Source organism: Streptomyces sp. NPDC051662, from assembly GCF_040681655.1.
Classification (GTDB): Bacteria; Actinomycetota; Actinomycetes; order Streptomycetales; family Streptomycetaceae; genus Streptomyces.
On record NZ_JBFAZD010000016.1, the window covers coordinates 96,097 to 122,645 of the forward strand.

The window sequence follows — 26,549 nt, forward strand, 5'->3', positions numbered from 1 at the left end:
CCACCTGCCGGGGACCGCCGTTCTCACAGCTCGTTCACAGCCGTCCGCACCCGGGCGGCATCCCAGATCCCGGCATCGATCATCGGGCGGACCACAGCTTCGTAGGACTGAAGCGTGAACGGGGCGGACAGCGTGCCATGTCCCCAGATCGACTCGAAGCGGCCGGTCCAGCGGTCGACCTGTTTGAAGTACACCGAGGAGCGGCCACGCGTGTAATCGGCATCGCCCTGGTCCTCCTCCACGAGCACCGCCGCCCCGGAGACCACGACGAAGTCGATGGCTTGATCCGCGCGGAACCGGTCACGCACCGCGATCCCGCACTGCACGCCGAGCGACCGGTGGTGATTGATCAGCGGCAGCAGCGCCCTCGCGAAATCCTCACGGGCCAGGTCGGTGGCCCAGGCGATGAACAGCCGCTGGATCGTGCCACCCGCCTCGATGAGCCGGCGATTGACGGCGAGATACTCCCGCCGCTGGGTGAGCAGGTTCGGATTCGTGGTCAGGTCGGCCGCGAGAACCCGCTTGGGCTCGGACCCGCCATCGATGAGGACCCTGTACAACAACACGGAAAGCCGGGGCACCTCCGACGCGTACACCTGAAGATGCCCGTCCGCGATCTCCCCGAAATCCGCGATGAGTTCGCTCTCCAGCTGAGAACGCACAAGGTCGAAGTACTGGCTGTCGGCCATCTCACGACTGTTGGCTCTCCGAAGCGTGATGTATGCGCTGCGCAACCACATATGGTTGGCCACCAGGAGAAGTACCAGCACGGTCTCCACGGCGAAGAGGGCGTTCTTCGCCCTGGCGGTGTCGTTGACCCAAGCCGCCACCGGCACCGCTACTCCGATAACCCCGATCACCGCGTTCAGCAACGGTGAGGAAAGCCCCTCAACCACGCGAGTGGCCAAGTCCCGGCGCGCGGATAAAGCAGGCATGAGCGGGTCCCCCCAGTCCGGCGGCCACGGTCCGTCGCCACATGCTCCCGGACCGTAGACGTCTCGGGCAACCACGCCTCCCTCGGGAACCTCTCCCATGACGCTCTCGGCTCCAGCCGCCACGGCCCACTCCGGAGTTCGCCGCGGGACGCGTCCCCCGCTTCTCCTCAGGCGGCGGGGGCGGGCAGCGCGACGCCGGTGAGGCGCTCGGACTCGGCCCACAGACGGGCGTTGGCTGCGGGGTCGAGGGCCCGGCGGGTGATACGGGCGGTGGTCGTGGGGCCGACCAGCCCGAACCGTCGGCCCGGACCGTAGTACCCACCGGCGACGGCGCCGGGGTCGGCCGCCGCGTACAGCAGTGGTTCCGCGCCCTGTTGGACGTCCTGCGAGGGCAGGAAGTCGAGGGACGTGAGCAGGGAGGCCCGGCGCGACGGCTTTCCGGTGCCGAGACTCGCCCCCGCCGTCTGGAGGTTCGTGCGGGTGTAGCCGGGGTGCGCGCCATCGCTCAGCAGCTGCCAGCCGCGCTCGGCGGCGAGGGCCGCGAGCTGCCGGGTCATCATGAGATTGGCGAGCTTGGACTGCGCGTAGGAGAGGTTCGGGCTGTAGCGGCGCTCCCACTGAAGGTCTTCGAAGTGGATACGGCCGAAGTTGGCCGTACCGCTGCTCATCGTGGTCACGCGCGGCGCCGTGGCGGAGAGCAGCAGCGGAAGCAGCCGGACCGTCAGCGCGAAGGGGCCGAGGTGGTTGCTCCCCAGCTGCAACTCGAAGCCGTCGGCCGTGGTCAGCCGGACCGGCGGGGCCATCACCCCGGCGTTGTTGAGCAGCAGATCGAGCGGGGTGCCATCGGCGATGAGCCCGTCCGCGAACTCCTGGACGGAGGCCAGATCGGCCAGATCGATCCGGCGCACCTCCAGTTGAGCGTCCGGGTACTGGGCCAGGATCTCGTCACGGGCCCGCTCGCCCTTGGCGACCGTACGGACGGCCAGCACGACACGCGCCCCCGCTCCGGCGAGCCGGCGGGCCGCTTCCTTCCCGGTGCCACTGTTGGCGCCGGTGACCACGGCGAGTTTCCCGCTCTGGTCGGGGACGACGTACATGGCGACTCCTTCGTCGTGGTGGACCGACTCGTAGCAGACCGCCGGTCTGTTGTGATCGACGCTAGCAGACCGACGGTCTACTAACAACAGACCGGGGGTCTGTAGCCTTGAGGCCATGACAACGCCCTTCCAGCGCGCCCGCAGCGAGGAGCAGCGCGCCGTACGCCGGCAAGCGATCCTGGACAGCGCGGCGACGATGCTGACCGAGATGCCCGTGGCACAGGTGAGCCTCAACGAGCTGAGCCGGCGCGTCGGTCTGGCCAAGTCGAACGTGCTGCGCTACTTCGAATCCCGCGAGGCGGTCCTGCTCGAACTGCTGGACACCGCGCTGCGCGAGTGGCTGGACCTGCTGGACGGCGCCCTTGCCACGGCGATCGACCCGGCCTCGGGACCGTACGAACGCGGCGACCAGCTCGCGGGCGCGATGGCGGACACACTGGCGGCCCGTCCGGTGCTCTGCGATCTGGTCAGCGCGCAAGCGGCGGTACTGGAACGGAACGTCTCCCCGCGCATCGCCGCGGAGTACAAGCGCGCCACCCTGGCCAACGTCACCGTCCTGGTCCGGCTGATCCGCGCGCACCTACCCGAGTTGGACGAACACGACGCGACGAAGTACGCCGCCGCCGCCTTCATGTCGACCGGCGCTGTCTGGACCCACGCGCAGCCCTCGGCCGCGATGCTGGCCGCCTACGAGGCCGACCCCGCACTGGGCGTCATGCGGATGGACTTCACCGCGACGCTCCGCGAACTGCTGGAGGTACTGGCCACGGGTCTGCTGACCCGAGCACCGCGCGGCTTTCCCGCCTGAACGCACCCCGGCCCCCCGCGGTGAACCCGCGGGGGGCCGGGGTGGAGACGGCGTCACTTCTCGCCGAAGATCACAACCGTGTTGAAGCTTTCCTTGATCCAGGTCGAGACGTCAATGCCCTCTCCCCGCCCGTCGTGCTCCCAGCTCGCGGCTGAGGCGGCACCCGCACCGCCCAGGACAGCCAGAGCGGCGAGAGCGGCGGCGGCGACTGCTGTACGAATACGCATGAGTTTTCTCCTTGTGAAGAAATGTTCGGACACTTCAGACGTTGACGACCGAAAGCCTCCGAAAACCGAGCAGGAGGAGAGACCACTCCGATGCGGAGAAAGAGCAGTACCGCTGGCCGAGGAACGCCAAAAGGCCCGTCTCCGGTCCCGCGGTCGGGCCGCCGAGACCCCGGGATGCGCGATTGACGGCCCGGTATCAGACTGACGAGGTTGCGCCCGAACCGCACGCCGCGGTCCGCGGTGGGACGCGCGGCTGCCCCGCCCCGCCGGACACCCTCCCCCACGGCAATGCGGTCCGCTCCTTGTTACCGGCCGGTTCGATGGCGGGTGGGGGGGCCGGGTCCCCGAAGAACGGATCAACGCGGCGCAGGACGCACGGCCGGGGGTTGCGCGGTGCCGACGATGAAGTTGCCGCCCACGTGCCGGACATCGGCCGACCACCCCAGCGCGGCGAGGTCGCCAGTGAGCTTGCCGGCGTCGTGGAACACCTTGACGACGCGATACGGGCTGCCGTCGTCGAGATGGCGCAGCACCGCCGGGACAGGCTGCTGGTCCAGGACCTCTTCGCGCGCGGCCTCGGCGGGACCGTCGTCGATGAAGATCGCTTTCCCGTTCGGCGCGAGCGCGGCGGCCACCGCGCTCCAGAAGTCCGGCAGGCGGGACGGCGGGACATGCGAGAGCCAGAAGGCGAAGAAGACGGTGTCGTAGCGGCGCGGCGGCTGCCAGGCGAACAGGTCGGCCTGGATGAACTGAACGTGCGGGGAGGCAACCCGGGCACGTGCGATGGCCAATGGCTCGTCCGACGCGTCGACCGCGGTCACCGAGCGCGCCCGCGGGGCGAGCGCCTTGGTCCACTGGCCCGTTCCACAGGCCAACTCCAGTACGTCACCCACGATCGGCAGGTCGTCAGCCGCGGCCAGCAGCTCCCGCAGGTCCTCCCGCTCGGAGTAAGGCCGGTCGTACGCGCCCGCGTGGGCCCGGTAGTAGGCGACCTGCTCTGCCAGAAGAGCGTCCTCATCGCTGTCCATGCGGCCGACCCTAACGGTCGTCCCGCCCTCCGCGCCCGCCCTTGTCGGCGCGGGCGCACAGCGATCCGGCTCCACTCCGCGCGCGGCGCGCGTACCTTGACCCCTGGACAGGTCCATGGGGAGGTACGGGGATGAGTTTCCGGCTGGCGGCATACGCCATGTGCGTCCAGGACGGGCGGGTGCTGCTCGCTCGTCACGTACCGCCGGAGGGTGGGAGCAACTGGACCCTTCCGGGCGGTCGTGTCGAGCACGGCGAGGATCCGTTCGATGCGGTGATCCGGGAGGTCGCCGAGGAGACCGGCTGCGAGGCGGTGGTCGAACGCCTGCTGGGCGTGGACTCCCGGGTGATCCCCGCGGCCGTCGCGCGTGCGGGAGTCACGCATCAGAATGTCGGCGTCTTCTACCGGGTCCGTATCACCGGCGGCCAATCGCGGCCCGAGCCGAACGGCGAGATCGCCGAGTCCGTCTGGACTCCGATCCCCGATGTCGCTCGCCTGCGCCGGTCATCACTGGTCGACATCGGCCTCGACCTGGCCCGGACGGCCCCGGCGACCGGCCACGTCGCTCCCGTCCCGGTCGGCGGCCTGATCCAGCACTGATCCACCGCTGTTCGCGAACGGACCGGAGGACAGGCCCCCGGGGAGGCTCCGTTGTCCCCGGGGGCCGTTTCCCGGCCTCCGGGTCGGTGATGGTCCGCGCGCCGAGCACGGCACCGACGATTCGAATCCCTTCCTCGCCGCACTACTCGGTGATACCGTGTAGTGGTACTCGGTACTACGCAGTACCGGGAGAACCGAAGAGGAGGCCCGCGGTGGACGACCTGACGGAGATGCTGAAGGGCACGCTGGAGGGCTGCGTGCTCGAAATCATCGGCAGCGAGGAGACCTACGGGTACGCCATCACGCGTCGGCTGAATGAACTCGGCTTCACCGACGTCATCGACGGGACGGTCTACACCATCTTGCTGCGCCTGGAGAAGAACGGGCTCGTCCAAGTGACGAAACGACCATCCGGGATGGGCCCGCCGCGCAAGTTCTACGCGCTCAACGACGCGGGACGCGAAGAACTCCGGAAGTTCTGGGCGAAATGGAAGTACCTCTCATCACGAATCGACAAGCTCAAGGAGGGCGGGAGATGAACTTCTGGGAGACCATTACCGGCAGCGACCTCACCAGGGAATGGAAGGCGTTCGAAGCCCGGGCCGGGGCATTGCCGGCCGACTACCGGGCGGCATGGGAACAGATCAAGGCCCACCTCTTCCCCTACTCGGGCTTCACGGGCCGCAATCTGATGCCGATCCTCGACGGTGCCCTGGGGCTGCTCGAAGAATCGGCGGCGGACGGGCAGACCATTCACGAGGTGCTGGGCGACGACGTCGCCGACTTCTGCGCGGCGCTGGCCGGCGGAGAGGGTGCTCGGAACCATCGCGACCGGTGGCGCGAGCAGCTGAACAGGAACGTCGCAAGGAAACTGGGCCAACTAGGAGGCTGACGTGGGCATCCAAGACATTATCGAGGGCAAGAAGCAGTGGCGAGCGCACATGGCGCGGGTCAAGGCGCTCCCGCCGGACTACCAGATCGTCTACAAGGAGATGCAGAAGTACTTCTTCAAGATCGGACCGGTCGACCTGGCTGACGGGACCCTGCTCTCAGGGATCGTCGATTTCTTCGAGGAGGGCGTCACGGCCGGCAAGGGAGTCCTGGAACTCATCGGCAACGACGTCGCCGCCTTCTGCGACGACCTGGTCAAGGACTCGCGCACCTACGCGGACATCTATCAGGAGTCCATCAGCGGGAAACCGGGCACGGCCGAGAAGTAAGACCGCCCGCCCGCAAACGGCCCACTTGAGGCGGCGAGGCCGCCGGATCCGGATTCAGCGGGGGGTCCGGGCGGAGGGGTGGTCGGGGTGGAGGGGTAGTCGGGGTGGGCCGGGGGGGGTGGGGACGCGGGGGGATGCGGGTGGGGGCCGGTCTGTTCCTGGCCTGCTGGCCGGTGGGTGGTCTGCGCGGGAGTGGAATGGGGCGGCCCGGCTCCGGCAAAGCGTCTGACCGTTGGGGAGTGGCCGGGATTCATGCCCCGCTGGTGGGGGTTGGTTTTCGGGTGTGGGTGAGGACCGAGGGGTAGTCGGGGTGACCCGGAGGGTTCGGAGACGGGTGGGGGCCGCCCCTAGGTTTCAGTTTCGCGGTTCCGGGTTGGGCGTCAAGGGCGCTCCTTCGTCGCGTCGGCTGCGCCGATTCCGCTTCGCTTCACCCTGGACACCCAACCCTCCACCGCAAGTGCAGCTTTGAGGGGGGCGGCCCCGGGGGAGGGATCCCCGGGAAAGCACCTCTGTTCCGGGGGCCGGTTGCCGACCGCAGGTCGGTGGGTGGTCTGCGCGGCAGTGGAATGGGGCGGCCCGGCACCGGCTCAGCGAGCTGATGCGAGTGGGTAGCTGGGACTCATGCCCCGCTGGTGACAGTCCATTGACGGGTGCACCTGTCAGCCGAGGCGGACGGGCCTGCCACCCGCCCCCTATGTCCCAGTTTGGCGGGCCATTCCGGGGCCCTCGGGCAGGTGATGTGTCCTGGGTTCGGTTAAGTCGTCTCCACGACACATCACCTCCTTGGACAGGCCCGATCAGCGCCTCATGAGTCACAGCCACCCCACCACCCACACACCGCCACCAGCGGGGCATGAATCCCGACCGTCCACGGGGGTCAGTCGCTTTGCCGGGGCCGGGCCGCCCCATTCCACTGCCGCGCAGACCACCCACCGACCTGCGGTCGGCAACCGGCCCCCGGAACAGAGGTGCTTTCCCGGGGATCCCTCCCCCGGGGCCGCCCCCCTCAAAGCTGCACTTGCGGTGGAGGGTTGGGTGTCAAGGGTGACCGAAGGTCATCGGCTTGCCGACGCGACGAAGGAGCGCCCTTGACGCCCAACCCGGAACCGCGAAACTGAAACCTAGGGGCGGCCCCCACCCGCATCCACACCCCCCGGCCCACCCCGACTACCCCTCGGCACTGACCCGACGCCGACCGCCCGCCTCCCCCAAGGTCCAATGACCCCAGACCCTGACCTCTCCCCCGGGCATGTGGGTGATGGGACGGGTGTGACTAACGAGGCGCCGAGTGGGCCGGTCAGAGGAGGTGATGTGTCGTGGGGACGACTTAACCGAACCCAGCACACATCACCCGCCGGAGGACCCTCCAAAGCCCCTTCCAAAATGGGACATTGGGGCAGGTAGCAGACCCGTCCGCCTCGGCTGACAGGTGCACCCGTCAATGGACTGTCACCAGCGGGGCATGAGTCCCAGCTACCCACTCGCATCAGCTCGCTGAGCCGGTGCCGGGCCGCCCCATTCCACTGCCGCGCAGACCACCCACCGACCTGCGGTCGGCAACCGGCCCCCGGAACAGAGGTGCTTTCCCGGGGATCCCTCCCCCGGGGCCGCCCCCCTCAAAGCTGCACTTGCGGTGGAGGGTTGGGTGTCAAGGGTGGAGCGAAGCGGAATCGGCGCAGCCGACGCGACAAAGGAGCGCCCTTGACGCCCGACCCGGAACCGCGAAACTCAAAGATCAGGGGCGGCCCCCACCCGCCATCAAACCTTCCGGCCCACCCCGACTACCCCTCGGCACTGACCTGACGTCGACCACCGGCCGCCCGTCCCACCAAGTGCGCCTGCGGCGCCCGGACCGTCACACGCACCGGATCGGGGCAGCAGTAGCAGGTGTACGTGTACCCCTCCTCCGCGTCGAGCGGCACCGGCGGAAAAGCACTCTCCGGACTCGGCATCACCGCGTACAACACCCCCACCGCCAGCACGATCGCACTCAACGCGATCGACACAACACCCCACAACGCAGGGTCCGTTACGGGCTCCATCACCCGGCCACCTCATTCCTGGCCTCGGACAACGTGAACCAGACCGCCTTCAGCTTGGGCGATCGGCCACCGTAGATCGTGAATCCCCACGCACGGGCCAGGCTGTCCACGAGCATCAGCCCCCGCCCGCCCTCTTGGTCGCGCCCCATGCGTACGGCAACCGGTTCGGCCGGCACGGGAAAGGCCCAGGGCTTGTCGTCGGCCACGGAGACCGTCGCCTGTTTGTGGTTGACCGTCACATGCACGCGGATCAGCGGCGTATGGGTATGACGGTGGGCGTTGGTGACCACTTCGGTCACACAGAGGCGCGCGTCATCGACAAGGTCGCGATGCCGGTTCACCCCCAGCAGCGACGTGACGAAGTCACGCGCGACCTTGGCCGCGCTCGCGGTGTTAGGCAGGGCAAGCCGGTAGGTCTCGCCACCTTGGGGTGGTGGAGGTACGGGAGTTGCGGTGGCGGTCACGGTGGTCATGTCGTTCTCCCAACGCGGTGCGGTCTGAACTGACGCGTGGCCCGCCATGCGTGGCGATGGCCGCGACAGCGCGCCTCAAGGCGCGCCGAAGCGGCTGCACTTCGGTCTTACTGACGTGCGACGCGGTGCTGTGACGACGATAGCGCCTCCACCTCACGCGTTGGACGGAGTCGCGTAAAGTCACGAACGAGGTGGACCCCGGTTTGGTCACGGGCCACACTGAGAGCCAACAAGAGGAGAGGCCGATGCCATCGAGGAAGGCACCCACCGCGCGCCAATGTCGCTTGGGTACCGAACTGCGCAAGATCCGGGAGCACACCGGCCTGTCGCTCACCCAAGCGGCAACCATGCTCGGCACAGATCGCACCACGATCAGCAACATCGAATCCGGGCGATTCGGCGTGAGTCCCGAGCGGGTGCGCACGTGGGCCGGCCACTACGAGTGCCCCGACACGGCGTATATCGACGCGCTCGCCAGCATGGCCTCGGAGCGCATAAACGGATGGTGGGAGGACTACCGGGGCGACCTCTCCAGTGCCGCAATCGATCTGGCCGAATTGGAGCATCACGCCGTCGGTATTCGAGCGGTACAGATCATGCATATGCCCGGTCTGCTCCAGACCGAGGACTACGTACGTGCTGTCTTCGCGGAAGCCGTGCCACCGTCGAGCCCCGCGCGACAGCGCCGCTGGCTCTCACATCGGCTGAAGCGGCGCGACGTACTTGACCGGGCGGACCCGCCTACTTGCACGTTCCTGATCCACGAGGCCGCTCTGCGGATGACGTACGGCGGCTCCAAGGTCGCCCGTAGCCAGCTCGACTACCTGCTCAAGGAGTCGGATCGCGACAACGTCACCATCCGTGCAATCCCGTTCGCGGCGGGTGGGTTCCCGAACGCCAGCAGTTCGACACACTATATGTACGGGCCCGTTCCGCAGCTCGATACCGTACAGATGGAAACCGCGACCGGGTCGGCATTTCTGGATGCCGAAACGCGTCTCGTGAACTATCGAGCGGTGCTGGATCGGACCGAAGAGCGGTCACTCGATCCGGAGAGTTCACGAGACTTCATTCGCAAGGTCGCACAACAAGTATGAAGGCGTGAGAACAATGGATATTCAGTGGCGCAAGTCCTCCAAGTCCTCGGATGCCGAGGGCAGCAACTGCCTTGAACTCGCCCAGCACGGCGGCGAGATCCTGATGCGCGAGAGCGACAACCCCGACGTCGTCATCCACACCACCCCTGCCAAGCTGCGCGCCTTCCTCGACGGCGCCAAGGAAGGCGAGTTCGACTACCTCGCCTGAGCAACCACCGCATCCCGCAACGGGCGGCCCCACCGGCGCAGGTGGAGGCCGCCCGTTTCTTTCGCGGGACACCACGGCAGACATACAGGTATGGATATTCAGTGGCACAAATCCTCCAAGTCCTCGAACGCCGCAGGCTCCGACTGCCTCGAACTTGCCGAACACGACGGTCAGATCCTCATGCGCGAAAGCGACAACCCCGACGTGGTCATCCGTACGACCCGCGCCCAACTGCGGGCCTTCCTCGACGGCGCCAAGCAGGGCGAGTTCGACAACCTCGCCTGAACCCCCAACCAGGCCGCGCGCGTCGACGCATACAACCCGTCGACATATGCCACCTCACTCGTTAGACGTCAAACACTTGATACGCGTCCGCAGCAAACGCTAACGTCTCCACGTGTCGCCGCCACGGGCAGAACCCTCGGCACAGCTCTGCCGTGCCGTGCCCGCTGCGCGTCGCACAACTCCCCCTCCTTCTGCGCCAGTTGGGGGAGCCCAGAAAGGTTGTCCCCTGCCCGCCGCTCGTCACGCCGGCCAAAGGCAGGGGACAACCCCAGCTCCACCCACCCGCCGCGCGAACCGCCCATGCCGCCCGCCAGGAGGCCCCACCATGCCCAACTCCGGCACAGACCAAGCCTTCTGGTGCGAGCGGATCACCTACAGCCCGCTCTCCGTCGACGGCATCGCCGACGCATCGCACCACGTGGCCACCACCCCCGTCGAAGCGATCCGCGCCATCCGCAGGGCCGTTCGCGACCTCGCCGCCACCCTCACCCCCATCGAGCGCAAGCGCGCCCTGAGTTGGGTGGACGGTGGCGGCTGTATCGGCGCGGTCGGGGCGCTGCACCGGGGCGAGCCGTGTGGATTCTCGCTCAGCCACCGTGGCCTCTGGACGGAGTGGACCGTATGCCCCGTCCCGCTCCCCCTCAGCACCCGGCATGACGAAGGCCCTGTGCGGTGACCGATCGGTCACCGCACAGGGCCGTGCGTACAGCTCAGCCGTCAGTCTCGCTCGTTCGGCGGCTCGTACCACTTGTCGTTCGGTATGTACTTGCCCAAGCTACCGTCCGGGTTGATCTCCCAGGCGCCCTTGATGTACCTCGAATCGATCCCGCCGGGGAAGGCGACCTCTTCTTCGCTGGCCCAGCGACTGTCTTTCCCGAGGGTCGCGTTGACGTCGATTCCACCCGGCGGATCGATGTCGTAGCGGTACTTCCTGTCTTCGTAGAGCAGATCCGGTTGCTCGTTCCTCGTTGTCCCGACGAACGCCGAGTCCGTGTTCTGCGTGACGTAGTCGTACAGATCCCCGTTGTTCGGCTTCTTCGGATCGAAGCCGTTCAGGAAGATGTCCTCCGGGGGACGGTCATCGAAGCGGTACAGAGGCTCGTCCGTGTCGCGCCACTTGATGTCTTCCTGGTCGACACCCGTGATCTCGATGTCGTATTCGTCCTCCATCACCTCGGGATGGGGGTTGGGGTTGGGCTTGCCGACCGGGCAGTCCTCCGGCCCCGGCTCGGGCTCAGGTTCCGGCTCCGGCTCGGGCTCCGGCTCGTCCTTGATCGGCGGAGGCGGCGGGTCCGTGAGGCCGATCGCGATGGTGAGCCGGTCCTTCACATCGTCGAACGTGTCGACGCCAGGGATCGTGGCCCCGGAGACCGTGGACAACAGGTTCAGAGTGGAGAATCCGGAACCGGCCGCGAGGACGCTGCCGCTGAAGACAACGGGCGTACGAGTACCGGCCGAGGCGAGCGTGTAGCGTCCGCTGCCGGCCGCACCGGCGGTCGCACTGCCGTAGAAGGCGACATTTTTGTTCCGACAGTCGTCCTTGTCGTCGTCCTTGTCGTCATCCTTGTCGTCGTCATCCGGCTCGTCCGGCTTATCTACCTCCGTGCAGTGCTGGGTGATACCCGCAGGGCCCATGACCGGATTGCAGATGGTCTCCTTGCCGTCGTCGTCCTTGTCCTTGTCCTTGTCTTTGTCTTTGTCCTTGTCGTCGTCATCCGGCTTGTCCGGCTCATCCGGGTCATCGCAGTGCGTGATGATGCCCGCAGGGCCCATGACCGACGTGCAGTTCGAACCGCCGCCCGAACCGCCGTTGGAACCACCGCCGCTCGAACCACCACTGCTCGAACCACCACCGTTGGAACCACCGCCACTCGAACCACCACCGTTCGAGCCGCCACCGTTGGAACCACCACCGCTCGAACCACCACCGTTCGAGCCGCCACCGCTCGAACCACCACCGTTCGAGCCACCGCCGCTCGAACCACCACCGTTGGAACCACCACCGTTGGAACCACCGCCACTCGAACCACCACCGTTGGAACCACCACCGTTCGAGCCACCACCGTTCGAACCACCACCGCTCGAACCTCCACCATTCGAACCGCCGCCGTCCGAACCACCGCCGTCGGAGCCGCCGTTCGAGCCACCGCCGTTGGACCCACCACCGTTGGAACCACCGCCATTCGAACCACCGCCGTCCGAACCGCCATCGGATCCACCGCCGTCAGACCCACCATCGGATCCACCGCCGTTGTTCCCACCACCGCCGTTCGAGCCGCCACCATTCGAGCCGCCACCGTTGGACCCGCCGCCATTCGAACCACCACCGTTCGAACCGCCGCCGTCCGAACCGCCATCGGATCCACCGCCGTCAGACCCACCGTCGGATCCACCGCCGTTGTTCCCACCACTGCCGTTCGAGCCGCCACCGTTCGAGCCGCCACCGTTGGAACCGCCACCGTTGGAACCACCACCGTTGGAACCACCACCGTCAGACCCACCACCGTCAGACCCACCACCGTCAGACCCACCATCGGATCCACCGCCGTTGTTCCCACCGCCGGAGCTACCACCGTTGTCGCCACCACCCGACGCACCACCGCCGGAGTCACCACCACCGTTGTCACCACCACCCGACGCACCGCCGGAGTCACCACCACCGGACGCACCGCCGGAGTCACCACCGCCGGACTCGCCACCACCCCCGGCGACCGTGTCGCTCTCGCAGTCCCCGCCAAGAATGGTGCAGACCGCCGTCTGAAGACCGTTCGCGACCTGAGTCCCCACACCACTGAGAACAAGCGTGCCGATGATCAGGGCGACCAGACCGATCATGCCTACGTACTCGACCGTCCCCTGACCCCGGTTCCGACGCCACCCGATCATGTGCGGAACCGACGGAAACGCCTCCCGACGCAACCGCTCCCGCGTCCAACGCGGCCTCACAGCCCGCTGATCCGCAGGCAACTCGAACCAAGCCCGACTCGCACCCGCACAGACCAACGCCAGCAGAGCACCCGGCAACAGAAGCTGACTCAGCCCCCGCTCCGAACCCCCATACAGATTCACCACACTGCCGACCAACAACCACGCCTGAAGCCCTACCAACGCGAACCAGACAACCTTCCCACCAGTCCACAAACGCCGCGCCAGGACCACCGCAGCAACCCCAGGCGCCACCGCATACAACGCCACCAGAGAAAGCATCGGCGTGATATGACGACCCAGCTCCAGCAACGAGTTCACCACGCCAACACCACCCAACAGCGTCAGAGCGAACATCAGATAGAGCAGAACCCTGGTCACGACAAGAGATCTCGGCAACTCCCAACGGCGCGTGGGTATGCCGGCCTGGAACATCAAGCCTTGTGAGTCCGACAAGGGAAGTACCTTCCACCAAACTGCTGAAGCCGTCCGCCCCAGGCGTCCAGCCGTGGCACGTATATCGGCACACTACGTACGCACAAGGCCCATTCCGAAGGGCCCACGGGCCCACCCCGGGCCCACACCGGGCCCACGCCGCGTCGTAGCCGCGCGCAAGTTCCCTCAGTCAGGGGAATTCACTCGTAAAGATGTCGTGGCTGTCGCCGATACGCCAGCGCGATCCGTAGGAACCACGGTTGGGTAAGGGCAAGTTGAAACACTTGAACTACCGCGCAGGAGGCCTTCCCCCCATGACCGTCAAAGGCATCGACGTCTCGTCACACCAGAGTTCCAGCTACAGCACGGCCGATCTCGACTTCGTCTTCATCAAGGCCACCGAGGGCACGTCGTACATCAACCCCAAGATGAACGCGCAGGCCGCGCGCGCCCGGGGCGCCGGGCTGGTGACCGGGTTCTATCACTTCCTGCGGCCCGGTGACATGAAGGCGCAAGCGCGGTACTTCGTCGAGGAGTGCGCCAGCGTCGAGTACGACCCGCTGTTCGCCGACTGGGAGGACGACGGGGTCTCCTGTGCCGAGAAGGACGCGTTCCTCAGCGAGGTGAAGCGGTTGCGCGGGTCCAATCACCGAGTGGGGCTTTACTGCGGGCAGTACTACTGGCTGCACCGCGACACCACCGGCATCGCGGGCGACGCGCTGTGGATCGCCGACTATGTGACCCCCGGAAAGCCCCGGATCAAGGCGGCGTGGAAGTTCCACCAGTACACGGACACCCCGGTCGACACGAACGTGGGAAAGTTCGCCGACCGGGATGCCCTCAAGAAGTGGACCCGAGGCTGATACGAGTTCCAGTGCCCAGGCGAGTTCCAGGACCAAGACGGGCCCTGCGCCTTACGCCTTGGGGGCCACCTTCGACAGCCCATTGATAATGCGGTCCATCGCGTCCCCGCCCGTCGGGTCCGTCAGGTTCGCCAGCATCTTCAGCGTGAACTTCATCAGCAGCGGATGTGTCAGACCGCGCTGCGTCGCGATCTTCATGACCTTCGGGTTGCCGATGAGCTTCACGAAGGCGCGGCCGAGCGTGTAGTAGCCGCCGTAGGTGTCCTTGAGGACCTTCGGATAATGGCGGAGCGCCATCTCGCGCTGCGCGGGGGTCGCGCGGGCATGGGCCTGGACGATGACGTCGGCGGCGATCTGGCCGGACTCCATGGCGTACGCGATGCCCTCGCCGTTGAACGGGTTGACCATGCCGCCCGCGTCACCCACCAGCAGCAGGCCCTTGGTGTAGTGCGGCTGGCGGTTGAACGCCATGGGCAGGGCGGCGCCGCGGATCGGCATCGTCATGTTGTCCGGGGTGTACCCCCAGTCCTCCGGCATCGAGGCGCACCACGCCTTGAGCACCTCGCGCCAGTCCAGCTCCTTGTAGGCGGAGGAGGAGTTGAGGATGCCGAGGCCGACGTTGGAGGTGCCGTCGCCCATGCCGAAGATCCAGCCGTAGCCGGGCAGCAGCCGGTCCTCGCCGGGGCCGCGCCGGTCCCACAGTTCGAGCCAGGACTCCAGGTAGTCGTCGTCGTGGCGGGGCGAGGTGAAGTACGTACGGACGGCGACGCCCATCGGCCGGTCCTCGCGGCGGTGCAGACCCATGCCCAGGGAAAGCCGGGTCGAGTTGCCGTCGGCGGCGACGACGAGCGGCGCGTGGAAGGTGACCGGGGTCTTCTCCTCGCCCAGCTTGGCGTGGACGCCGGTGATACGGCCGGTGCGGTCGTCGGTGATCGGAGCGCCTACGTTGCACCGCTCGTACAGCCGCGCGCCGGCCTTCTGCGCCTGGCGGGCGAGCTGTTCGTCGAAGTCGTCGCGCTTGCGGACCAGGCCGTAGTCCGGATACGCGGCCAGATCGGGCCAGTCCAGCTGGAGCCGTACGCCGCCGCCGATGATCCGGAGCCCCTTGTTGCGCAGCCAGCCGGCCTCTTCGGAGATGTCGATGCCCATCGAGACAAGCTGCTTCGTGGCGCGCGGGGTGAGGCCGTCGCCGCAGACCTTCTCGCGCGGGAACGCGGTCTTCTCCAGCAACAGGACGTCCAGGCCCGCCTTGGCGAGGTAGTACGCGGTGGTGGAACCGGCCGGGCCGGCGCCCACGACGATCACATCTGCGCGGTTTTCGGAGAGGGGCTCGGTCACAGCGGGTTCTCCCGAAGACTCGAATTTGGGTACCTGGTGGCACGGGGCATGTGCAGTCTATTGGGGTGCACCGTTACCTCCACTGAAGGGTTGTCCTTGTGAACAACATGACCCAACCGCTCCCTGTGGTGCAGCTCCGCGTCCCCACGGAGGAGGACGCGTTCCACTGGCACCGGGTTTTCGACGACCCCGAGGTGATGGAGTTCCACGGCGACGTCTCGGCGGAGATGTCCGTGTACGAGGAGTTGACCGCGCGACAGCGCAGGCACGACGCCGAGCGCGGCTTCTGTTTGTGGACGATGACGGACGACGACGGTGACGTGATCGGCTTCACCGGCGCCCAGCCCTGGCCGCACGAGACGTTCGGGCCGGTCGGCGAGATCGAGATCGGCTGGCGGCTGGGGCGGACGTACTGGGGGCGCGGTTACGCGACGGCCGCCGCGCGGGCCACGGTGGAACGGGTACGCGCGGCGGGGGTCGGCCGGGTCGTGGCGATGGTCAACTCCCGCAACGCGCGCTCGGTCGCGGTGACGACGCGGCTCGGGATGGAGCTGGCGGAGACGTACCCGATCACCTCGACGGGGGACACCGCGTACTGCTTCCGGCTGGAGTTGTGAGAGGCGTGAAGCGGTAGCCCTACCCTGCCGCCTACCTACCGGCTGGCCGGCTGTCTGCCGACCCTGAGGATCAGTTGCGTACGCCCCGGTGCAGCGCCACGATCCCGCCCGTCAGATTCCGCCACGCCACCTTGGACCAGCCCGCCCCCTTCAGCCGCGCCGCGAGGGCGGGCTGGTCCGGCCAGGCCCTGATCGATTCGGCGAGATAGACGTACGCGTCGGGGTTGGAGGACACGGCACGCGCGGTCGGCGGCAGCGCGCGCATCAGATACTCCTCGTAGACCGTACGGAACGGCGCCCACGTCGGGTGCGAGAACTCACAGATCACGATCCGCCCGCCGGGCTTCGTCACCCGGTGCAGCTCGCGCAGCGCGAGGTCCGTGTCCTGGACGTTGCGCAGGCCGAAAGAGATCGTCACCGCGTCGAAGACCCCGTCGGCGAACGGCAGTTTCGTCGCGTCCCCGGCCGTGAACGGCATCCACGGATGCCGCTTCTTGCCCTGCCGCAGCATGCCCTGGGAGAAGTCGCAGGGCACGACGTACGCACCGGTCGCGGCGAGCGACATCGAGGAGGTGGCGGTGCCCGCGGCCAGGTCGAGGACCTTCTCGGCCGGGCGGGCGTTCACGGCCTTGGCGACCTCCTTGCGCCACAGCCTGGCCTGGCCGAGCGAGAGCACATCGTTCGTGAGGTCGTACTTCTCCGCCACGTCGTCGAACATCGAGATGACTTCGTGCGGCTGCTTGTCCAGGGAGGCTCGGGTCACGCACTCCATTGTGGCAGGGCGGGGATCGGCCGGGCCGGGCCACTCCCCCGTACGCCTCCGCTCCCGGGCCTCGGGGCGCTACGCGCGGCGGTGCACCAGACGGCCGGCGCACACCGTGGCGACGCAGAGCCCGTCCGCGTCGAACACGGCGAGATCGGCGCGGCCTGCCTCGGTGATCTCCGTACGCACGGCCACGGGCAGGACGAGGACGCCCACTCGCGCGGCGGCGGCGCGCAGCCCCGGGGCCGTGGCGTGCTCGGACAGGACCGCCACCGCGCCCAGCTTCAGTACGGCGTGGATCCGCTCGCGCGGGGTCGGGGCGTCGGGCAGCGGCCCCTCGTGGACACGGGCGGGACCGAGCACCCCGGCCCACTTCCGCACCCGCGCGCCCGGGAACCGCTCCCGCAGCTCCTCGAACGCACCGACCGCGCCGATCCGGTCGCCTGCCACCACGACGCCGCCGCCCTTGATCGGCTCGGTGGCGTCCCAGACGCGGAGCAGCTCGTCGGCCACGTGCATGGTCTCCACCGCACGGCCTCCCGGTCGACTGGCTCAGTTGGTGGCGATGAGCTTCAGCTCGGGGTGGGCCGTACCGCCCTCGATCGCCGTCGACGAGATATGCGACTGGACGCGGTCGTCGACGGGGTCGTTCGCCGGGTCGTCGTGCACGACGAGGTGCTCGTACGTCGTGGCGCGCTGCGCCGGGACACGGCCCGCCTTGCGGATCAGGTCGATGATCTCCAGCCGGTTGGAGCGGTGCTTGGCGCCGGCCGAGGACACGACGTTCTCCTCCAGCATGATCGAGCCGAGGTCGTCGGCGCCGTAGTGCAGCGACAGCTGACCGACCTCCTTGCCCGTGGTCAGCCAGGAGCCCTGGATGTGCGCGACGTTGTCGAGGAAGATGCGCGCGATCGCGATCATGCGCAGGTACTCGAAGAGAGTGGCCTGCGTCCGGCCCTTCAGATGGTTGTTCTCGGGCTGGTAGGTGTACGGGATGAAGGCGCGGAAGCCGCCCGTCCGGTCCTGTACGTCACGGATCATCCGGAGGTGCTCGATGCGCTCGGCGTTCGTCTCGCCCGTACCCATGAGCATCGTGGACGTGGACTCGACGCCGAGCCCGTGCGCGGTCTCCATGATCTCCAGCCAGCGTTCGCCGGACTCCTTGAGCGGCGCGATCGCCTTGCGCGGGCGCGCGGGCAGCAACTCGGCGCCCGCGCCCGCGAAGGAGTCGAGACCGGCGGCGTGGATGCGCTGGATCGCCTCCTCGACGGAGACGTTGGAGATCCGCGCCATGTGCTCGACCTCGGAGGCGCCGAGGGAGTGGATGACGAGCTGCGGGAAGTCCTTCTTGATCGCGGCGAAGTGCTTCTCGTAGTACTCGACGCCGTAGTCCGGGTGGTGGCCGCCCTGGAACATAATCTGCGTACCGCCCAGCTCCACGGTCTCCGCGCAGCGGCGCAGGATGTCGTCGAGGTCGCGGCTCCAGCCCTTGGCGGTGTCCTTGGGCGCGGCGTAGAAGGCGCAGAACTTGCACGCCGTCACACAGACGTTGGTGTAGTTGATGTTCCGCTCGATGATGTACGTCGCGATGTGCTCGGTGCCCGCGTACCGGCGACGGCGTACGGCGTCGGCCGCCGCGCCGAGCGCGTGCAGCGGCGCGGAGCGGTAGAGGTCGAGCGCTTCCTCAGGAGTGACGCGACCGCCGGCGGCGGCGCGGTCCAGGACATCAGTGAGGCTGCCAGTGACTTTTACGGACGTGAGGTCGGCCTTCTCGGTCACCGGTGCGGGTCCTTCCCAAGGGGTCTGTGACGACCGATCCAGCGTACGCCAGGGGTGGTGGCGGGCCGCGAGCGCCATGGGGGCGGGCGGCCCGCTGTACGTGGCGGCGGGCGGCTCACCTTTGTTTCGTCAGGATGCCGGTGGGGCTGCCCGCCCGCGAATCCCGGGAGAGGTAACGGAGACCGTCCCGTTCGAGGCCGAGCCGCAGGCCGGTCGTGGCCTCGGTGCACATGTCCTTGCTGCGCGGGCCGCGCTCGGCGTCGACCACGAGGGTCTTGCCCTCGACCCCGGTGAGGGTGAGGAGGTCCTCGCAGATGAAGTTGCCGAGGATGTCGGTCTGTTCGGCCTTCCCGATCCGCTCGCCGGTGGCGCCCGTTCGTATGGTCACCTTCATCGTGCCGGCGGGCAGGCCGGCGGCGGTGACCTCGCCGTCCCAGATACCGACGAGCTCGGCGGGTACGGAGCCGTCGCCGGAGTCGTCTTCGGAGCCATCGCCGGAGCCGGAGCCGGAGCCGTCGCCGGTCGCGGGCTTCGAGGCGGAGGCGCTGGACGGCGGGTTGGCCTTGTCCGGGGAGGCCGCGTCGTTGGTGCCACCGCCGGGCATCAGGTCGAAGAGGAACGCGCTGCCCACCATCACGGCGGCCAGGGCACCCGCGACGGCCAGCGCCACCGTGCAGCTGACCTTGCGCGCGCGACGTCCGGTGCCAGTGCCAGTGCCAGTGCTCGTGCTGGTGTTGTCGGGGTCGGGGGCTGGGGCGGTTCCCGTCGCTCTACTGGTGCCGGCGGAGAACGATACGGAGAGCCGCGACCCCGGGAATGAGGCGTCCTGGGGTGAGTCGCCCGGCGGGGCCGCCGACACATCCACGGGCGGGTCCGTCGGCGGTCCGAAGACCCCCAGCGACGGACTGCTGAAAGGCACGGGACCCGTCTGTACGGGCGGAGCCGCCGCCTCCAGGTGCAGCAGCCGGACCACCGCCCGGCTGACCTCCTCGACCAGCGGCGCCGGCAGCCAGCCCGCGGCCATCAGCGCCTCCGCGCCACGGGCCCCGGCGGCGCTGTCGGATCCACCAGCCGCACCACCAGCACCACCGGACCCATTGGTGACAAGCCGGCGCACGATCTCGGTCGGCGCAGGCCGTGCGGACGGGTCCTTGGCGAGGCAGTCCGCGACCAGTTCCCGCAGTTCGCCGCGTAGGGAGCCCAGTTCGGGTTCCTCGTGCACGACCTTGTAGAGGAGCGCGGCCGAGGAGTCGCCGGGGAAGGGGCTCGTACCCGTCACCGCGTACGCCAGTACCGCACCCAGCGAGAAGACGTCCGCCGCGCCCGTGACCACCTTGCCGAGGATCTGTTCGGGCGACATATAGCCGGGCGAGCCGACCGAGACACCGGTCGAGGTGAGCGAGGCGGTGCCGTCCGTGGCGCGCGCGATACCGAAGTCGATCAGCCGGGGCCCGTCCGGGGCGAGCAGTACGTTCGACGGCTTGACGTCCCGGTGCACCAGACCGAGGCCGTGCACGGCCGCCAGCGCCTCCGCGAGACCGGCGCCCAGCGCGCGTACGGAGTGTTCGGGCAGCGGACCGTACGCCCCGACGGCCTGGGTCAGCGACGGGCCCGCCACATAGGCCGTGGCCACCCACGGAACGGCTGCCTCCGGATCGGCGTCCAGCACCGGCGCCGACCAGCGGGGCCCGTCAGGGCCCGTACCGACGCGACGCGCCGCCTCCACCTCACGTCGGAAGCGTGCCCGGAACTCCTCGTCCATCGCGAAGTGCGGGTGGACGACCTTGACCGCGACCGTACGGCCGCCCTGCGAGCGGGCGACGTAGACCCTGCCCATCCCGCCCGACCCCAGCCGCCCGAGCAGCCGGTACGGACCGATGATCGCCGGATCGCCGGCCTCCAGCGGCTGCATTCCCCGTCCCCCTCATGAGTCCTGTCCTACGTCCCCTACGTCCCGACGGACCTCCAGGCAGCAGACTAGGGGGTGGGGGTACGGCGCGGGTGGGGGTACGGCGGAGGTCAGGCCTTGAGCAGCTCGACTCGCACATCGGCCGGGAACCCGGTCGTCGGGCCGATACGGCGCGCGAACTCCGTCACGCCCGCGAGCTGGTCGGGGCCGAAGCGGAAGTCGAGCGTCGTGAAGTACCGCTCCAGCAGCTCCGCGTCGAAGGTCTCCCAGCGTGCCGCCTGCTTGGCGACCTTCGCGACCTCCTCCAGGGAGAGATCCCGGGACGCGAGGAACGCCTCGTGGACCTTCCGTACGACATTCGGCTCGCGCGCCAGATAGTCCTTACGGGCCGCCCACACCGCGAAGACGAACGGCAGGCCCGTCCAGTCCTTCCACATCTGCCCCAGATCATGGACCTGGAGGCCGAGGCGGGGTGCCTCGTAGAGCGAGGCGCGCAGCGCGGCGTCACCGATCAGGACGGCGGCTTCGGCCTCCTGCATCATCAGACCGAGATCCGGCGGACACGTGTAGTAGTCGGGGGTGACCTTGTACTGCTCGCTCAGCAGCAGCTGGGCGAGGCGTACCGACGTACGGGACGTGGAGCCGAGGGCGACCCGGGCACCGTCCAGCTGGTCCAGCGGTACCTGCGAGACGATGACGCAGGACATGACGGGTCCGTCGCAGCCGACCGCGAGATCGGTGAAAGCGACAAGATCGTCGGCATTGCGGAGGAATTCGACAAGGGTGACGGGGGCGATATCCAGCTCGCCGCGCACCAGCTGTTCACTGAGCTTCTCGGGGGTGTCCTTCGTCAGCTCCAGATCGAGAAGGGCACCGGTCCTGGCGAGGCCCCAATAGAGGGGCAGGCAGTTCAGGAACTGGATATGGCCGACACGCGGCCGACTGCGATGATCGCCGTCATCCACCCGGTCGTCGTCCACCCGGTCATCCACCCGGTCGTCCACCCGTTCGTCGCCACCTCCGGCCGCCGCCGGAGCCCTGGGGGGCTTGGTGGCTTCCGTGACCTCGGGGGCTTCGGGGGCCTTGGTCGGAGGTGCCGCCGGGCCGGATGCCCCTGATGCCTCGGATGCCCGTGATGCTTCTGCCGCTGTGTTTTCCGCTGGACTGTCCACAGCGCGAGGCTAGACCCGCGTCGGTTGCGGGGGTGCTCCGGGGCTCGCTTGCGGCGTGGCTCGTCAGCACGTCAGAGCCCTATACAAACGTCCGGGTGAAGTGATCTTTCCCTCTACCGCTGGACATGTGCTGCGTGCTAGGCTCGCCGCAAGTTGCAGTTTGGTTTCCCTTGCAGTACAGAGCCTGCGGAGCATGTGACCCGCAGGCTTTTGTAGTTTTCAGACTTCTTTGCAGGTTCTGGAGCAGGGCAACCCTTTGGCCCAAGGAGGGCTTATGGCTACCGGAACCGTCAAGTGGTTCAACGCTGAAAAGGGCTTCGGCTTCATCGCCCAGGACGGCGGCGGCCCGGATGTCTTCGTCCACTACTCCGCGATCAACGCGACCGGCTTCCGCTCCCTTGAGGAGAACCAGGTCGTGAACTTCGACGTCACTCAGGGCCCGAAGGGCCCGCAGGCGGAGAACGTCACCCCGGCCTAGTTGCCCGGGTCGGCGATCGCGTACGACTTACGCAGTAACCAAGGAGCCCTGCTTTCCCCACTCGGGTGGGAAAAGCGGGGCTCCTGCCTTTCCGGCTCGGATCCCCCTCCCGAGGCGACTTCGAACTCCCGTTCCATAGGGAAATGTATACGGCCGGTCGGGTTCGCCGCGCGGCCCATCAGGCGGCCCGCCGGGGCGCCCGTGCGGCCTCCCGCCGGGCCGACGCCGAGGCCGGGCCTCGGCACGTGAGGAGGGTGCCGTCGTCGAGATGGAGGGTGCGGGTGGCGAGGCGGGTGATCGCCGGCCGGTGGGTGGTCATGACCGCTGTTCTGCTCTCGACCAGGCGGCCGAGCGCGCGGACGACGAGGTCTTCGGCGGCGTTGTCCAGTCCCGTGGTGGGTTCGTCGAGCAGTACAACGGGGGCGTCGGCAAGCAGGGCGCGGGCGATGCCGACGCGTTGGCGCTGGCCGCCGGAGAGTCCGGCGCCTCGGTCGGCGAGCCGGGTGCCCAGGCCATCAGGCAGGCGTTCGGTGAACTCGGTGACCAGGGCTGCCTCCGCCGCCCTGGCGACCTCGTGCGGGCCGGCGTCGGGTCGGGCGTAGCGAATGTTGTCGGCGATGGTGCCGGAGAACAGGAACGTGTCCTGCAGCACGACTGCGATCTGGCGATGCAGCCAGATCGTGGGGATGTCGGCGAGGGGGAGTCCGTCGAGGAGCAGGCGGCCTCGGGTGGGCGGGTAGAGCCCGGCGATGAGGGAGAGCACGGTGGATTTACCGGAGCCGTTGGGTCCGAGCAGCGCGAGGTGTTCGCCGGGGTGGATGGTGAGGTCGAAGTGGTTCAGGACGGGGCCGCGGCCGTAGTCGAGGGTGATGTCGTGCAGGTCGATTCGGCCGGTGGCGCGGTCGGGCAGGTGCCGGTGTGGTGTCGGGGGCGGGGGTGGCTGGTCGAGGATGGCGGCGACGCGTTCCGCGGAGGCCGCGCCCTGGGGGAAGGTGATCGACAGCCGGGACATCGATCGCATGGGTTTGATCATGTCCTTGAGGTAGCTGGTCACCACGACCAGCAGCCCGACGCTCCACCAGTGGTTCACGACACCCAGGCCGCCCGCCCACAGCAGTGCCGCGGTGGCCACCGCGGCGGCGGCTTCGAGCAGTGGGGTGAATCGGGCCCGCAGTTCGACGCTGCGCAGGCCGGCGCTGAGGGTGGTGCTGTTGCTGGTGGCGAAATGTTCATCGTGCAGGTCCTGGCGGCCGAAGGCGTGGATGGTGCGGATGCCTTGAAGGGATTCGGTGACGAAGGCGGCGAGGTGTCCTTCGGCGGTGCGCTGCCGCCGTTCCGTCTGGCGGGTCAACCGGGTGTAGCGGGCGGCCGTGAGGAATATCAGCGGGGCGCCCCCGATCGCGATCAATCCCAGGCGCCAGTCGACGAAGAGGATGACGGTGGCGTAGCCCGAGAGGGCCAGCAGTCCGGGCAGAAGTGTGGAGAACAGGTCGACCAGAGCGTCCTGGATCCGGCTGGTGTCGATCGCGACGCGGCTGGTCAGTTCCCCCGCGGCCTGCCGGTCGTGGTAGCTCATGGGGAGCCGTTGCATATGGGCGAAGACGTCCGTGCGGATCGACGCGGTGATCTGCTCTCCGGCGCTGTTCATCACACGGTCACCGAGGTAGTCGAACGTCCCCGAGGCGAGAGTGATCAGCAGCAGTGCGGCGGCGGCCACGCTGAGCATGGCCAGCGGGGACGAGCCCACGATGCCCGTGAGCCAGGTCAGTGGGCCACTGGTCTTGCCCTTGAGTACGTTGTCGATGACCAGCGCCAGCGGCCAGGGGGCCGCCAGGTCGGCGATCAGTTCTCCGATGCGCAGTCCCACGCCGAGCGTGAGCGTGCGCAGGTGCGGGCGCCCATAGGAACGGAATCGCCACAGGTGCCGCAGCATTCCCACATCGTCCCGGCGGGACTTCATCTGCCCACCTCCCCGACCAGTTCGGCGCGGGCGGCGTCTTTGAGAGCTGTGTTGCTCGCGCCGGGGCGAACGCCGTGCTCGGCCATGGCGGTCAGCACCACCGGCGCGAGTCCCGGGTCGGCACGTGTGATCGCGGACAGCAGCCGGGAGAACTGACGGCGCTCGTTCAAGGCGTCCTTGGTCAGCGGGGCGGCCTCGGCTCCGGTCGACTCCATGCCGCGCAGCAGCGCCGCGTCGAAGCGGGCGGCGTCGGCACCCGTGGCGACGACCCGCTCACGAGCGGACCAGCATGCCGATGCCCACACGGTTCCGTCGGCGTGCGGGTCCTGGTCCCGGCCGCCCAAGAAGTGCGCCATTGTCCACCGGGGCTGCAGTTTGCGGCGCCGCTGGTCCCACTCGGCGATGGCCCCGCGGTGCCAGCCGTAGATGTCCGAGGTGCCCAGCAGGATGGCCGTGAGGACATCTGCCGTGCCCTCGTCCAGGGCGACCTTCAGGTTGGTCTGCTGCGCCGGGGGACGCAGCCGGTTGAGCCGGAAGTCCGCGGTGTGCCGGCACAGATGATGGCCGACCTCGTGACAGATGATCGCGGCGTTGTGTGCGGGGGCGTGGAAATACCGGCCGCCACCTGGTGCCGGGACGAATCCGGCGCCGCCCCCCAGATGGACCTCGCCCGCACAGCTGAGAGCGGCGGGCTCGTCCGTGAGCGACGCCCTGGGAAGCCGGTAGTGCCCTCCGCGCCAGCGGCGGGGCTGGTCGTGCATCCCGATTCTGACCAGCAGGCGAGGGAGCGGGTGGCCGAGCAGGGCCGAAGCGAACCGCAGGGCACGCTGGACGTGGAAGGCCGTGTTGGTCACGCCGAATGCTCGGGCCTGCCGGTCCGCGACGGCGCCGGCCAGGGGGCCGCCACCGGCCGCGGGTTCGAACATCAGCGTAGAGCCGTTGAACAGCCGTCCGCCGCGCTCGTCACGGACCGTGGCCTCGGGCAGCACCACTTCGGCCGGCCGCAGCTCAAGGACGTCCAGGGCGGCTTCACACAACTGCCCGGGCCCGGGACGTCCGTCAGGTATGTAGACGATCGCCGATATCACGGGCATCAGCCCCGGACACCGGCATCGACGACGGGATCCGCCGTGGCGACGGTCTGCCGGGCCGGTGCGCGCACCAGGTCCACAGCCGCGCCGTTCGCCAGCTGTGGCGGGGACAGGACCGGCAGTCCCGTGGCCGCGTGTGCTTCCTGGGAGGCAAGGGGGCTGGCGGTGACCAGACCACTCACCATGCGGACCGGGACGCCCAGCTCTCGCAGGATCGTCACCCCGGCCGCCGCGTCCAGCGCGTTGGCCGCCGCCAGTACGACACCGTGGGCGAATCCGGGCAGGCACTCGACAAGCGCCCGTGTCTCGGACTGCAGCAGCCCGTCGGCGATCTCCAGGACGACCGCGTCCGCACCGTCGTCGACCAGGGCATCGCGGATGGAGATCATCGTGGTCCGCAACCGCTCGACCGGGTAGCCGAACGTGGAGGACATACCGAAGTCGAGGAATTCGGCCACGGTACTGGCGCCCGCGTCGATGTACATCCAGCGGTCCTTGCCGCTGCCGGAACCGGTGACCTTGCCCGCACCGGCGGCCAGTCCGGCTCGCGTCCAGCCGCTCACCATGGCCGACGCCGTCGTGGTCTTGCCCGCGTTCATCGACGAGCCGAGCACGACCAGAGTGCCCCAGTCCGGAGCCGTGTGCGGTGACGGCGTCCGCGCGTAGTGTTCCAGCGACAGCGGCATCCCGGACCGGTCGTTCAGGGTGCCGATCACCTGCAACTCGGTCGGTGGCAGCCGTCGCGTATGCGCCGAGGCGACCGTTCCCACAAGGCCGCCCGCAGTCAGCAGATGAACATGGGGCCCGGTCGGCAGGTAACCCTCGTAGAAGTCGGTGGCGTACCGGTTGCCGTATGCACCGACCACGATGTCGCCCCAGTAGAGACGGACGCGCCGACCATGGACATCCTCCAGATGGTCGAGCTCGCCCAGGTGGGCCACGGTGGCGACCACAAGGTCCCCGAGCTGCGGCTCGCGAACCGACCCACCGGGCGCGGTCGCGTCCCGGTCGTTGATTCTGCGGGTCACATAGCCCCACTTGGCCCCAGCGAAATCTTTCATCACAGATCCCTCATCCGGTGCGGATCGGGCCCGTGCCGGCGCCCGAACGGGTGTCGTCCATTCGATTCGCTCATCCCATGATCGGGGCTCCTGGGATCGACCGCATTGTGACCGGTGGCCCTGGCGGTGAGCCCAGGGG

The 26,549-nt window shown here is 68.4% G+C and carries 28 protein-coding genes; 12 read left to right on the forward strand and 16 right to left on the reverse strand.

Going from position 1 to position 26,549, the window contains the following annotated elements; translation table 11 throughout:
* Positions 1-23: 23 nt before the first annotated feature.
* On the reverse strand, positions 24-1,034 hold the full coding sequence (locus AB0M67_RS25690; protein WP_365749044.1) for a hypothetical protein: 1,011 nt from the start codon (positions 1,032-1,034) through the stop codon (positions 24-26).
* 68 nt (positions 1,035-1,102) lie between these two features.
* A complete protein-coding gene (locus AB0M67_RS25695) occupies positions 1,103-2,032 on the reverse strand; it encodes an SDR family oxidoreductase (RefSeq protein ID WP_365749046.1) in 930 nt (309 codons plus the stop codon).
* A 115-nt stretch (positions 2,033-2,147) separates the two neighbouring features.
* Between AB0M67_RS25695 and AB0M67_RS25700 the strand changes: the two genes are divergently transcribed.
* On the forward strand, positions 2,148-2,840 hold the full coding sequence (locus AB0M67_RS25700; RefSeq protein WP_365749048.1) for a TetR family transcriptional regulator: 693 nt from the start codon (positions 2,148-2,150) through the stop codon (positions 2,838-2,840).
* 53 nt (positions 2,841-2,893) lie between these two features.
* Here the strand turns inward: AB0M67_RS25700 and AB0M67_RS25705 are convergent, their stop codons facing one another.
* Both AB0M67_RS25705 and AB0M67_RS25710 read right to left on the reverse strand, forming a co-directional pair.
* Complete coding sequence (locus tag AB0M67_RS25705; protein ID WP_365749049.1) at positions 2,894-3,067, reverse strand: hypothetical protein; 174 nt, start codon at positions 3,065-3,067, stop codon at positions 2,894-2,896.
* 356 nt (positions 3,068-3,423) lie between these two features.
* Complete coding sequence (locus AB0M67_RS25710) at positions 3,424-4,095, reverse strand: class I SAM-dependent methyltransferase (protein WP_365749051.1); 672 nt, start codon at positions 4,093-4,095, stop codon at positions 3,424-3,426.
* A gap of 131 nt (positions 4,096-4,226) precedes the next feature.
* Between AB0M67_RS25710 and AB0M67_RS25715 the strand changes: the two genes are divergently transcribed.
* The 4 genes from AB0M67_RS25715 to AB0M67_RS25730 all read left to right on the forward strand — a co-directional run bounded on the left by AB0M67_RS25715 (position 4,227) and on the right by AB0M67_RS25730 (position 5,914).
* Positions 4,227-4,694: an NUDIX domain-containing protein gene (locus tag AB0M67_RS25715; RefSeq protein WP_365749053.1), complete on the forward strand. Its 468-nt coding sequence runs from the start codon at positions 4,227-4,229 to the stop codon at positions 4,692-4,694.
* 212 nt (positions 4,695-4,906) lie between these two features.
* Positions 4,907-5,233: a PadR family transcriptional regulator gene (locus AB0M67_RS25720; RefSeq protein WP_365749055.1), complete on the forward strand. Its 327-nt coding sequence runs from the start codon at positions 4,907-4,909 to the stop codon at positions 5,231-5,233.
* Positions 5,230-5,586, forward strand: a complete 357-nt coding sequence (locus tag AB0M67_RS25725) for a DUF1048 domain-containing protein (RefSeq protein ID WP_365749056.1) — start codon at positions 5,230-5,232, stop codon at positions 5,584-5,586. Before AB0M67_RS25720 ends, AB0M67_RS25725 begins: the two co-directional genes overlap by 4 nt.
* 1 nt (position 5,587) lies before the next feature.
* Positions 5,588-5,914, forward strand: coding sequence for a DUF1048 domain-containing protein (locus tag AB0M67_RS25730; protein WP_365749058.1), 327 nt, complete (start codon positions 5,588-5,590; stop codon positions 5,912-5,914).
* A 1,781-nt stretch (positions 5,915-7,695) separates the two neighbouring features.
* Here AB0M67_RS25730 and AB0M67_RS25735 read toward each other — a convergent pair.
* Positions 7,696-7,956: a hypothetical protein gene (locus tag AB0M67_RS25735; RefSeq protein ID WP_365749060.1), complete on the reverse strand. Its 261-nt coding sequence runs from the start codon at positions 7,954-7,956 to the stop codon at positions 7,696-7,698.
* Positions 7,956-8,429, reverse strand: coding sequence for an ATP-binding protein (locus tag AB0M67_RS25740; RefSeq protein WP_365749062.1), 474 nt, complete (start codon positions 8,427-8,429; stop codon positions 7,956-7,958). Before AB0M67_RS25740 ends, AB0M67_RS25735 begins: the two co-directional genes overlap by 1 nt.
* Positions 8,430-8,674: 245 nt before the next feature.
* Here AB0M67_RS25740 and AB0M67_RS25745 point away from each other — a divergent pair, with 245 nt between their 5' ends.
* The 4 genes from AB0M67_RS25745 (at position 8,675) to AB0M67_RS25760 (ending at position 10,695) form a co-directional block, all read left to right on the forward strand.
* Positions 8,675-9,526, forward strand: coding sequence for a Scr1 family TA system antitoxin-like transcriptional regulator (locus AB0M67_RS25745; RefSeq protein WP_351424777.1), 852 nt, complete (start codon positions 8,675-8,677; stop codon positions 9,524-9,526).
* Between the two features lie 13 nt (positions 9,527-9,539).
* Positions 9,540-9,734 carry a DUF397 domain-containing protein gene (locus AB0M67_RS25750; RefSeq protein WP_365749064.1) on the forward strand — a complete coding sequence of 65 codons (195 nt, stop codon included), beginning with the start codon at positions 9,540-9,542 and terminating at the stop codon, positions 9,732-9,734.
* Positions 9,735-9,824: 90 nt separating this feature from the next.
* The gene (locus AB0M67_RS25755) at positions 9,825-10,019 is read left to right on the forward strand and encodes a DUF397 domain-containing protein (RefSeq protein WP_365749066.1); all 195 of its coding nucleotides are present in this window, start codon (positions 9,825-9,827) and stop codon (positions 10,017-10,019) included.
* Between the two features lie 325 nt (positions 10,020-10,344).
* The gene (locus AB0M67_RS25760; RefSeq protein WP_365749068.1) at positions 10,345-10,695 is read left to right on the forward strand and encodes a hypothetical protein; all 351 of its coding nucleotides are present in this window, start codon (positions 10,345-10,347) and stop codon (positions 10,693-10,695) included.
* A 41-nt stretch (positions 10,696-10,736) separates the two neighbouring features.
* Here the strand turns inward: AB0M67_RS25760 and AB0M67_RS25765 are convergent, their stop codons facing one another.
* Complete coding sequence (locus tag AB0M67_RS25765; protein ID WP_365749070.1) at positions 10,737-12,905, reverse strand: hypothetical protein; 2,169 nt, start codon at positions 12,903-12,905, stop codon at positions 10,737-10,739.
* A gap of 788 nt (positions 12,906-13,693) precedes the next feature.
* On the opposite strand from AB0M67_RS25765, the gene AB0M67_RS25770 reads away from it, so the two are divergent.
* The gene (locus tag AB0M67_RS25770) at positions 13,694-14,242 is read left to right on the forward strand and encodes a glycoside hydrolase family 25 protein (RefSeq protein WP_365749072.1); all 549 of its coding nucleotides are present in this window, start codon (positions 13,694-13,696) and stop codon (positions 14,240-14,242) included.
* A 51-nt stretch (positions 14,243-14,293) separates the two neighbouring features.
* On the opposite strand, the gene AB0M67_RS25775 is transcribed toward AB0M67_RS25770, so the two are convergent.
* Positions 14,294-15,580 (reverse strand): geranylgeranyl reductase family protein, encoded by a 1,287-nt coding sequence (locus tag AB0M67_RS25775; RefSeq protein ID WP_365749073.1) that lies wholly within the window; start codon positions 15,578-15,580, stop codon positions 14,294-14,296.
* A gap of 107 nt (positions 15,581-15,687) precedes the next feature.
* Between AB0M67_RS25775 and AB0M67_RS25780 the strand changes: the two genes are divergently transcribed.
* Positions 15,688-16,197: a GNAT family N-acetyltransferase gene (locus AB0M67_RS25780; RefSeq protein WP_365749075.1), complete on the forward strand. Its 510-nt coding sequence runs from the start codon at positions 15,688-15,690 to the stop codon at positions 16,195-16,197.
* A gap of 70 nt (positions 16,198-16,267) precedes the next feature.
* Here the strand turns inward: AB0M67_RS25780 and AB0M67_RS25785 are convergent, their stop codons facing one another.
* From AB0M67_RS25785 to AB0M67_RS25805, 5 genes are all read right to left on the reverse strand, one after another.
* The gene (locus AB0M67_RS25785) at positions 16,268-16,960 is read right to left on the reverse strand and encodes a demethylmenaquinone methyltransferase (protein WP_365749077.1); all 693 of its coding nucleotides are present in this window, start codon (positions 16,958-16,960) and stop codon (positions 16,268-16,270) included.
* A gap of 78 nt (positions 16,961-17,038) precedes the next feature.
* Positions 17,039-17,488 (reverse strand): hypothetical protein, encoded by a 450-nt coding sequence (locus AB0M67_RS25790; RefSeq protein ID WP_365749079.1) that lies wholly within the window; start codon positions 17,486-17,488, stop codon positions 17,039-17,041.
* Between the two features lie 24 nt (positions 17,489-17,512).
* The gene (mqnC, locus tag AB0M67_RS25795) at positions 17,513-18,739 is read right to left on the reverse strand and encodes a cyclic dehypoxanthinyl futalosine synthase (protein WP_365749081.1); all 1,227 of its coding nucleotides are present in this window, start codon (positions 18,737-18,739) and stop codon (positions 17,513-17,515) included.
* 115 nt (positions 18,740-18,854) lie between these two features.
* Complete coding sequence (locus tag AB0M67_RS25800) at positions 18,855-20,651, reverse strand: serine/threonine-protein kinase (protein ID WP_365749083.1); 1,797 nt, start codon at positions 20,649-20,651, stop codon at positions 18,855-18,857.
* 107 nt (positions 20,652-20,758) lie between these two features.
* Entirely contained in the window at positions 20,759-21,652 is an 894-nt protein-coding gene (locus AB0M67_RS25805) for a menaquinone biosynthesis protein (RefSeq protein ID WP_365749084.1), read from the reverse strand.
* Between the two features lie 442 nt (positions 21,653-22,094).
* Here AB0M67_RS25805 and AB0M67_RS25810 point away from each other — a divergent pair, with 442 nt between their 5' ends.
* On the forward strand, positions 22,095-22,298 hold the full coding sequence (locus tag AB0M67_RS25810; RefSeq protein WP_017948713.1) for a cold-shock protein: 204 nt from the start codon (positions 22,095-22,097) through the stop codon (positions 22,296-22,298).
* A gap of 178 nt (positions 22,299-22,476) precedes the next feature.
* Here the strand turns inward: AB0M67_RS25810 and AB0M67_RS25815 are convergent, their stop codons facing one another.
* The 3 genes from AB0M67_RS25815 to AB0M67_RS25825 are packed head-to-tail and all read right to left on the reverse strand — an operon-like array spanning position 22,477 to position 26,410.
* Positions 22,477-24,258 (reverse strand): ABC transporter ATP-binding protein, encoded by a 1,782-nt coding sequence (locus tag AB0M67_RS25815; RefSeq protein ID WP_365749086.1) that lies wholly within the window; start codon positions 24,256-24,258, stop codon positions 22,477-22,479.
* A complete protein-coding gene (locus AB0M67_RS25820; protein WP_365749088.1) occupies positions 24,255-25,352 on the reverse strand; it encodes a hypothetical protein in 1,098 nt (365 codons plus the stop codon). The genes AB0M67_RS25815 and AB0M67_RS25820 overlap by 4 nt, the downstream gene beginning before the upstream one ends.
* Positions 25,352-26,410: a DUF1611 domain-containing protein gene (locus AB0M67_RS25825; protein ID WP_365749090.1), complete on the reverse strand. Its 1,059-nt coding sequence runs from the start codon at positions 26,408-26,410 to the stop codon at positions 25,352-25,354. The genes AB0M67_RS25820 and AB0M67_RS25825 overlap by 1 nt, the downstream gene beginning before the upstream one ends.
* Positions 26,411-26,549: the final 139 nt, after the last annotated feature.

What these genes read in the sequence shown, in the direction of transcription:
- AB0M67_RS25810 (WP_017948713.1), top strand. Translation starts at nt 22,095, where the DNA reads ATGGCTACCGGAACCGTCAAGTGGTTCAACGCTGAAAAGGGCTTCGGC.
- AB0M67_RS25760 (WP_365749068.1), top strand. Translation starts at nt 10,345, where the DNA reads ATGCCCAACTCCGGCACAGACCAAGCCTTCTGGTGCGAGCGGATCACC.
- AB0M67_RS25800 (WP_365749083.1), bottom strand. Translation starts at nt 20,651, where the DNA reads ATGCAGCCGCTGGAGGCCGGCGATCCGGCGATCATCGGTCCGTACCGG.
- AB0M67_RS25745 (WP_351424777.1), top strand. Translation starts at nt 8,675, where the DNA reads ATGCCATCGAGGAAGGCACCCACCGCGCGCCAATGTCGCTTGGGTACC.
- AB0M67_RS25710 (WP_365749051.1), bottom strand. Translation starts at nt 4,095, where the DNA reads ATGGACAGCGATGAGGACGCTCTTCTGGCAGAGCAGGTCGCCTACTAC.
- AB0M67_RS25820 (WP_365749088.1), bottom strand. Translation starts at nt 25,352, where the DNA reads ATGCCCGTGATATCGGCGATCGTCTACATACCTGACGGACGTCCCGGG.
- AB0M67_RS25705 (WP_365749049.1), bottom strand. Translation starts at nt 3,067, where the DNA reads ATGCGTATTCGTACAGCAGTCGCCGCCGCCGCTCTCGCCGCTCTGGCT.
- AB0M67_RS25740 (WP_365749062.1), bottom strand. Translation starts at nt 8,429, where the DNA reads ATGACCACCGTGACCGCCACCGCAACTCCCGTACCTCCACCACCCCAA.
- AB0M67_RS25700 (WP_365749048.1), top strand. Translation starts at nt 2,148, where the DNA reads ATGACAACGCCCTTCCAGCGCGCCCGCAGCGAGGAGCAGCGCGCCGTA.
- AB0M67_RS25725 (WP_365749056.1), top strand. Translation starts at nt 5,230, where the DNA reads ATGAACTTCTGGGAGACCATTACCGGCAGCGACCTCACCAGGGAATGG.
- AB0M67_RS25715 (WP_365749053.1), top strand. Translation starts at nt 4,227, where the DNA reads ATGAGTTTCCGGCTGGCGGCATACGCCATGTGCGTCCAGGACGGGCGG.
- AB0M67_RS25780 (WP_365749075.1), top strand. Translation starts at nt 15,688, where the DNA reads ATGACCCAACCGCTCCCTGTGGTGCAGCTCCGCGTCCCCACGGAGGAG.
- AB0M67_RS25765 (WP_365749070.1), bottom strand. Translation starts at nt 12,905, where the DNA reads ATGATCGGGTGGCGTCGGAACCGGGGTCAGGGGACGGTCGAGTACGTA.
- AB0M67_RS25755 (WP_365749066.1), top strand. Translation starts at nt 9,825, where the DNA reads ATGGATATTCAGTGGCACAAATCCTCCAAGTCCTCGAACGCCGCAGGC.
- AB0M67_RS25815 (WP_365749086.1), bottom strand. Translation starts at nt 24,258, where the DNA reads ATGAAGTCCCGCCGGGACGATGTGGGAATGCTGCGGCACCTGTGGCGA.
- AB0M67_RS25690 (WP_365749044.1), bottom strand. Translation starts at nt 1,034, where the DNA reads ATGGGAGAGGTTCCCGAGGGAGGCGTGGTTGCCCGAGACGTCTACGGT.
- AB0M67_RS25825 (WP_365749090.1), bottom strand. Translation starts at nt 26,410, where the DNA reads ATGAAAGATTTCGCTGGGGCCAAGTGGGGCTATGTGACCCGCAGAATC.
- AB0M67_RS25695 (WP_365749046.1), bottom strand. Translation starts at nt 2,032, where the DNA reads ATGTACGTCGTCCCCGACCAGAGCGGGAAACTCGCCGTGGTCACCGGC.
- AB0M67_RS25750 (WP_365749064.1), top strand. Translation starts at nt 9,540, where the DNA reads ATGGATATTCAGTGGCGCAAGTCCTCCAAGTCCTCGGATGCCGAGGGC.
- AB0M67_RS25735 (WP_365749060.1), bottom strand. Translation starts at nt 7,956, where the DNA reads ATGGAGCCCGTAACGGACCCTGCGTTGTGGGGTGTTGTGTCGATCGCG.
- AB0M67_RS25770 (WP_365749072.1), top strand. Translation starts at nt 13,694, where the DNA reads ATGACCGTCAAAGGCATCGACGTCTCGTCACACCAGAGTTCCAGCTAC.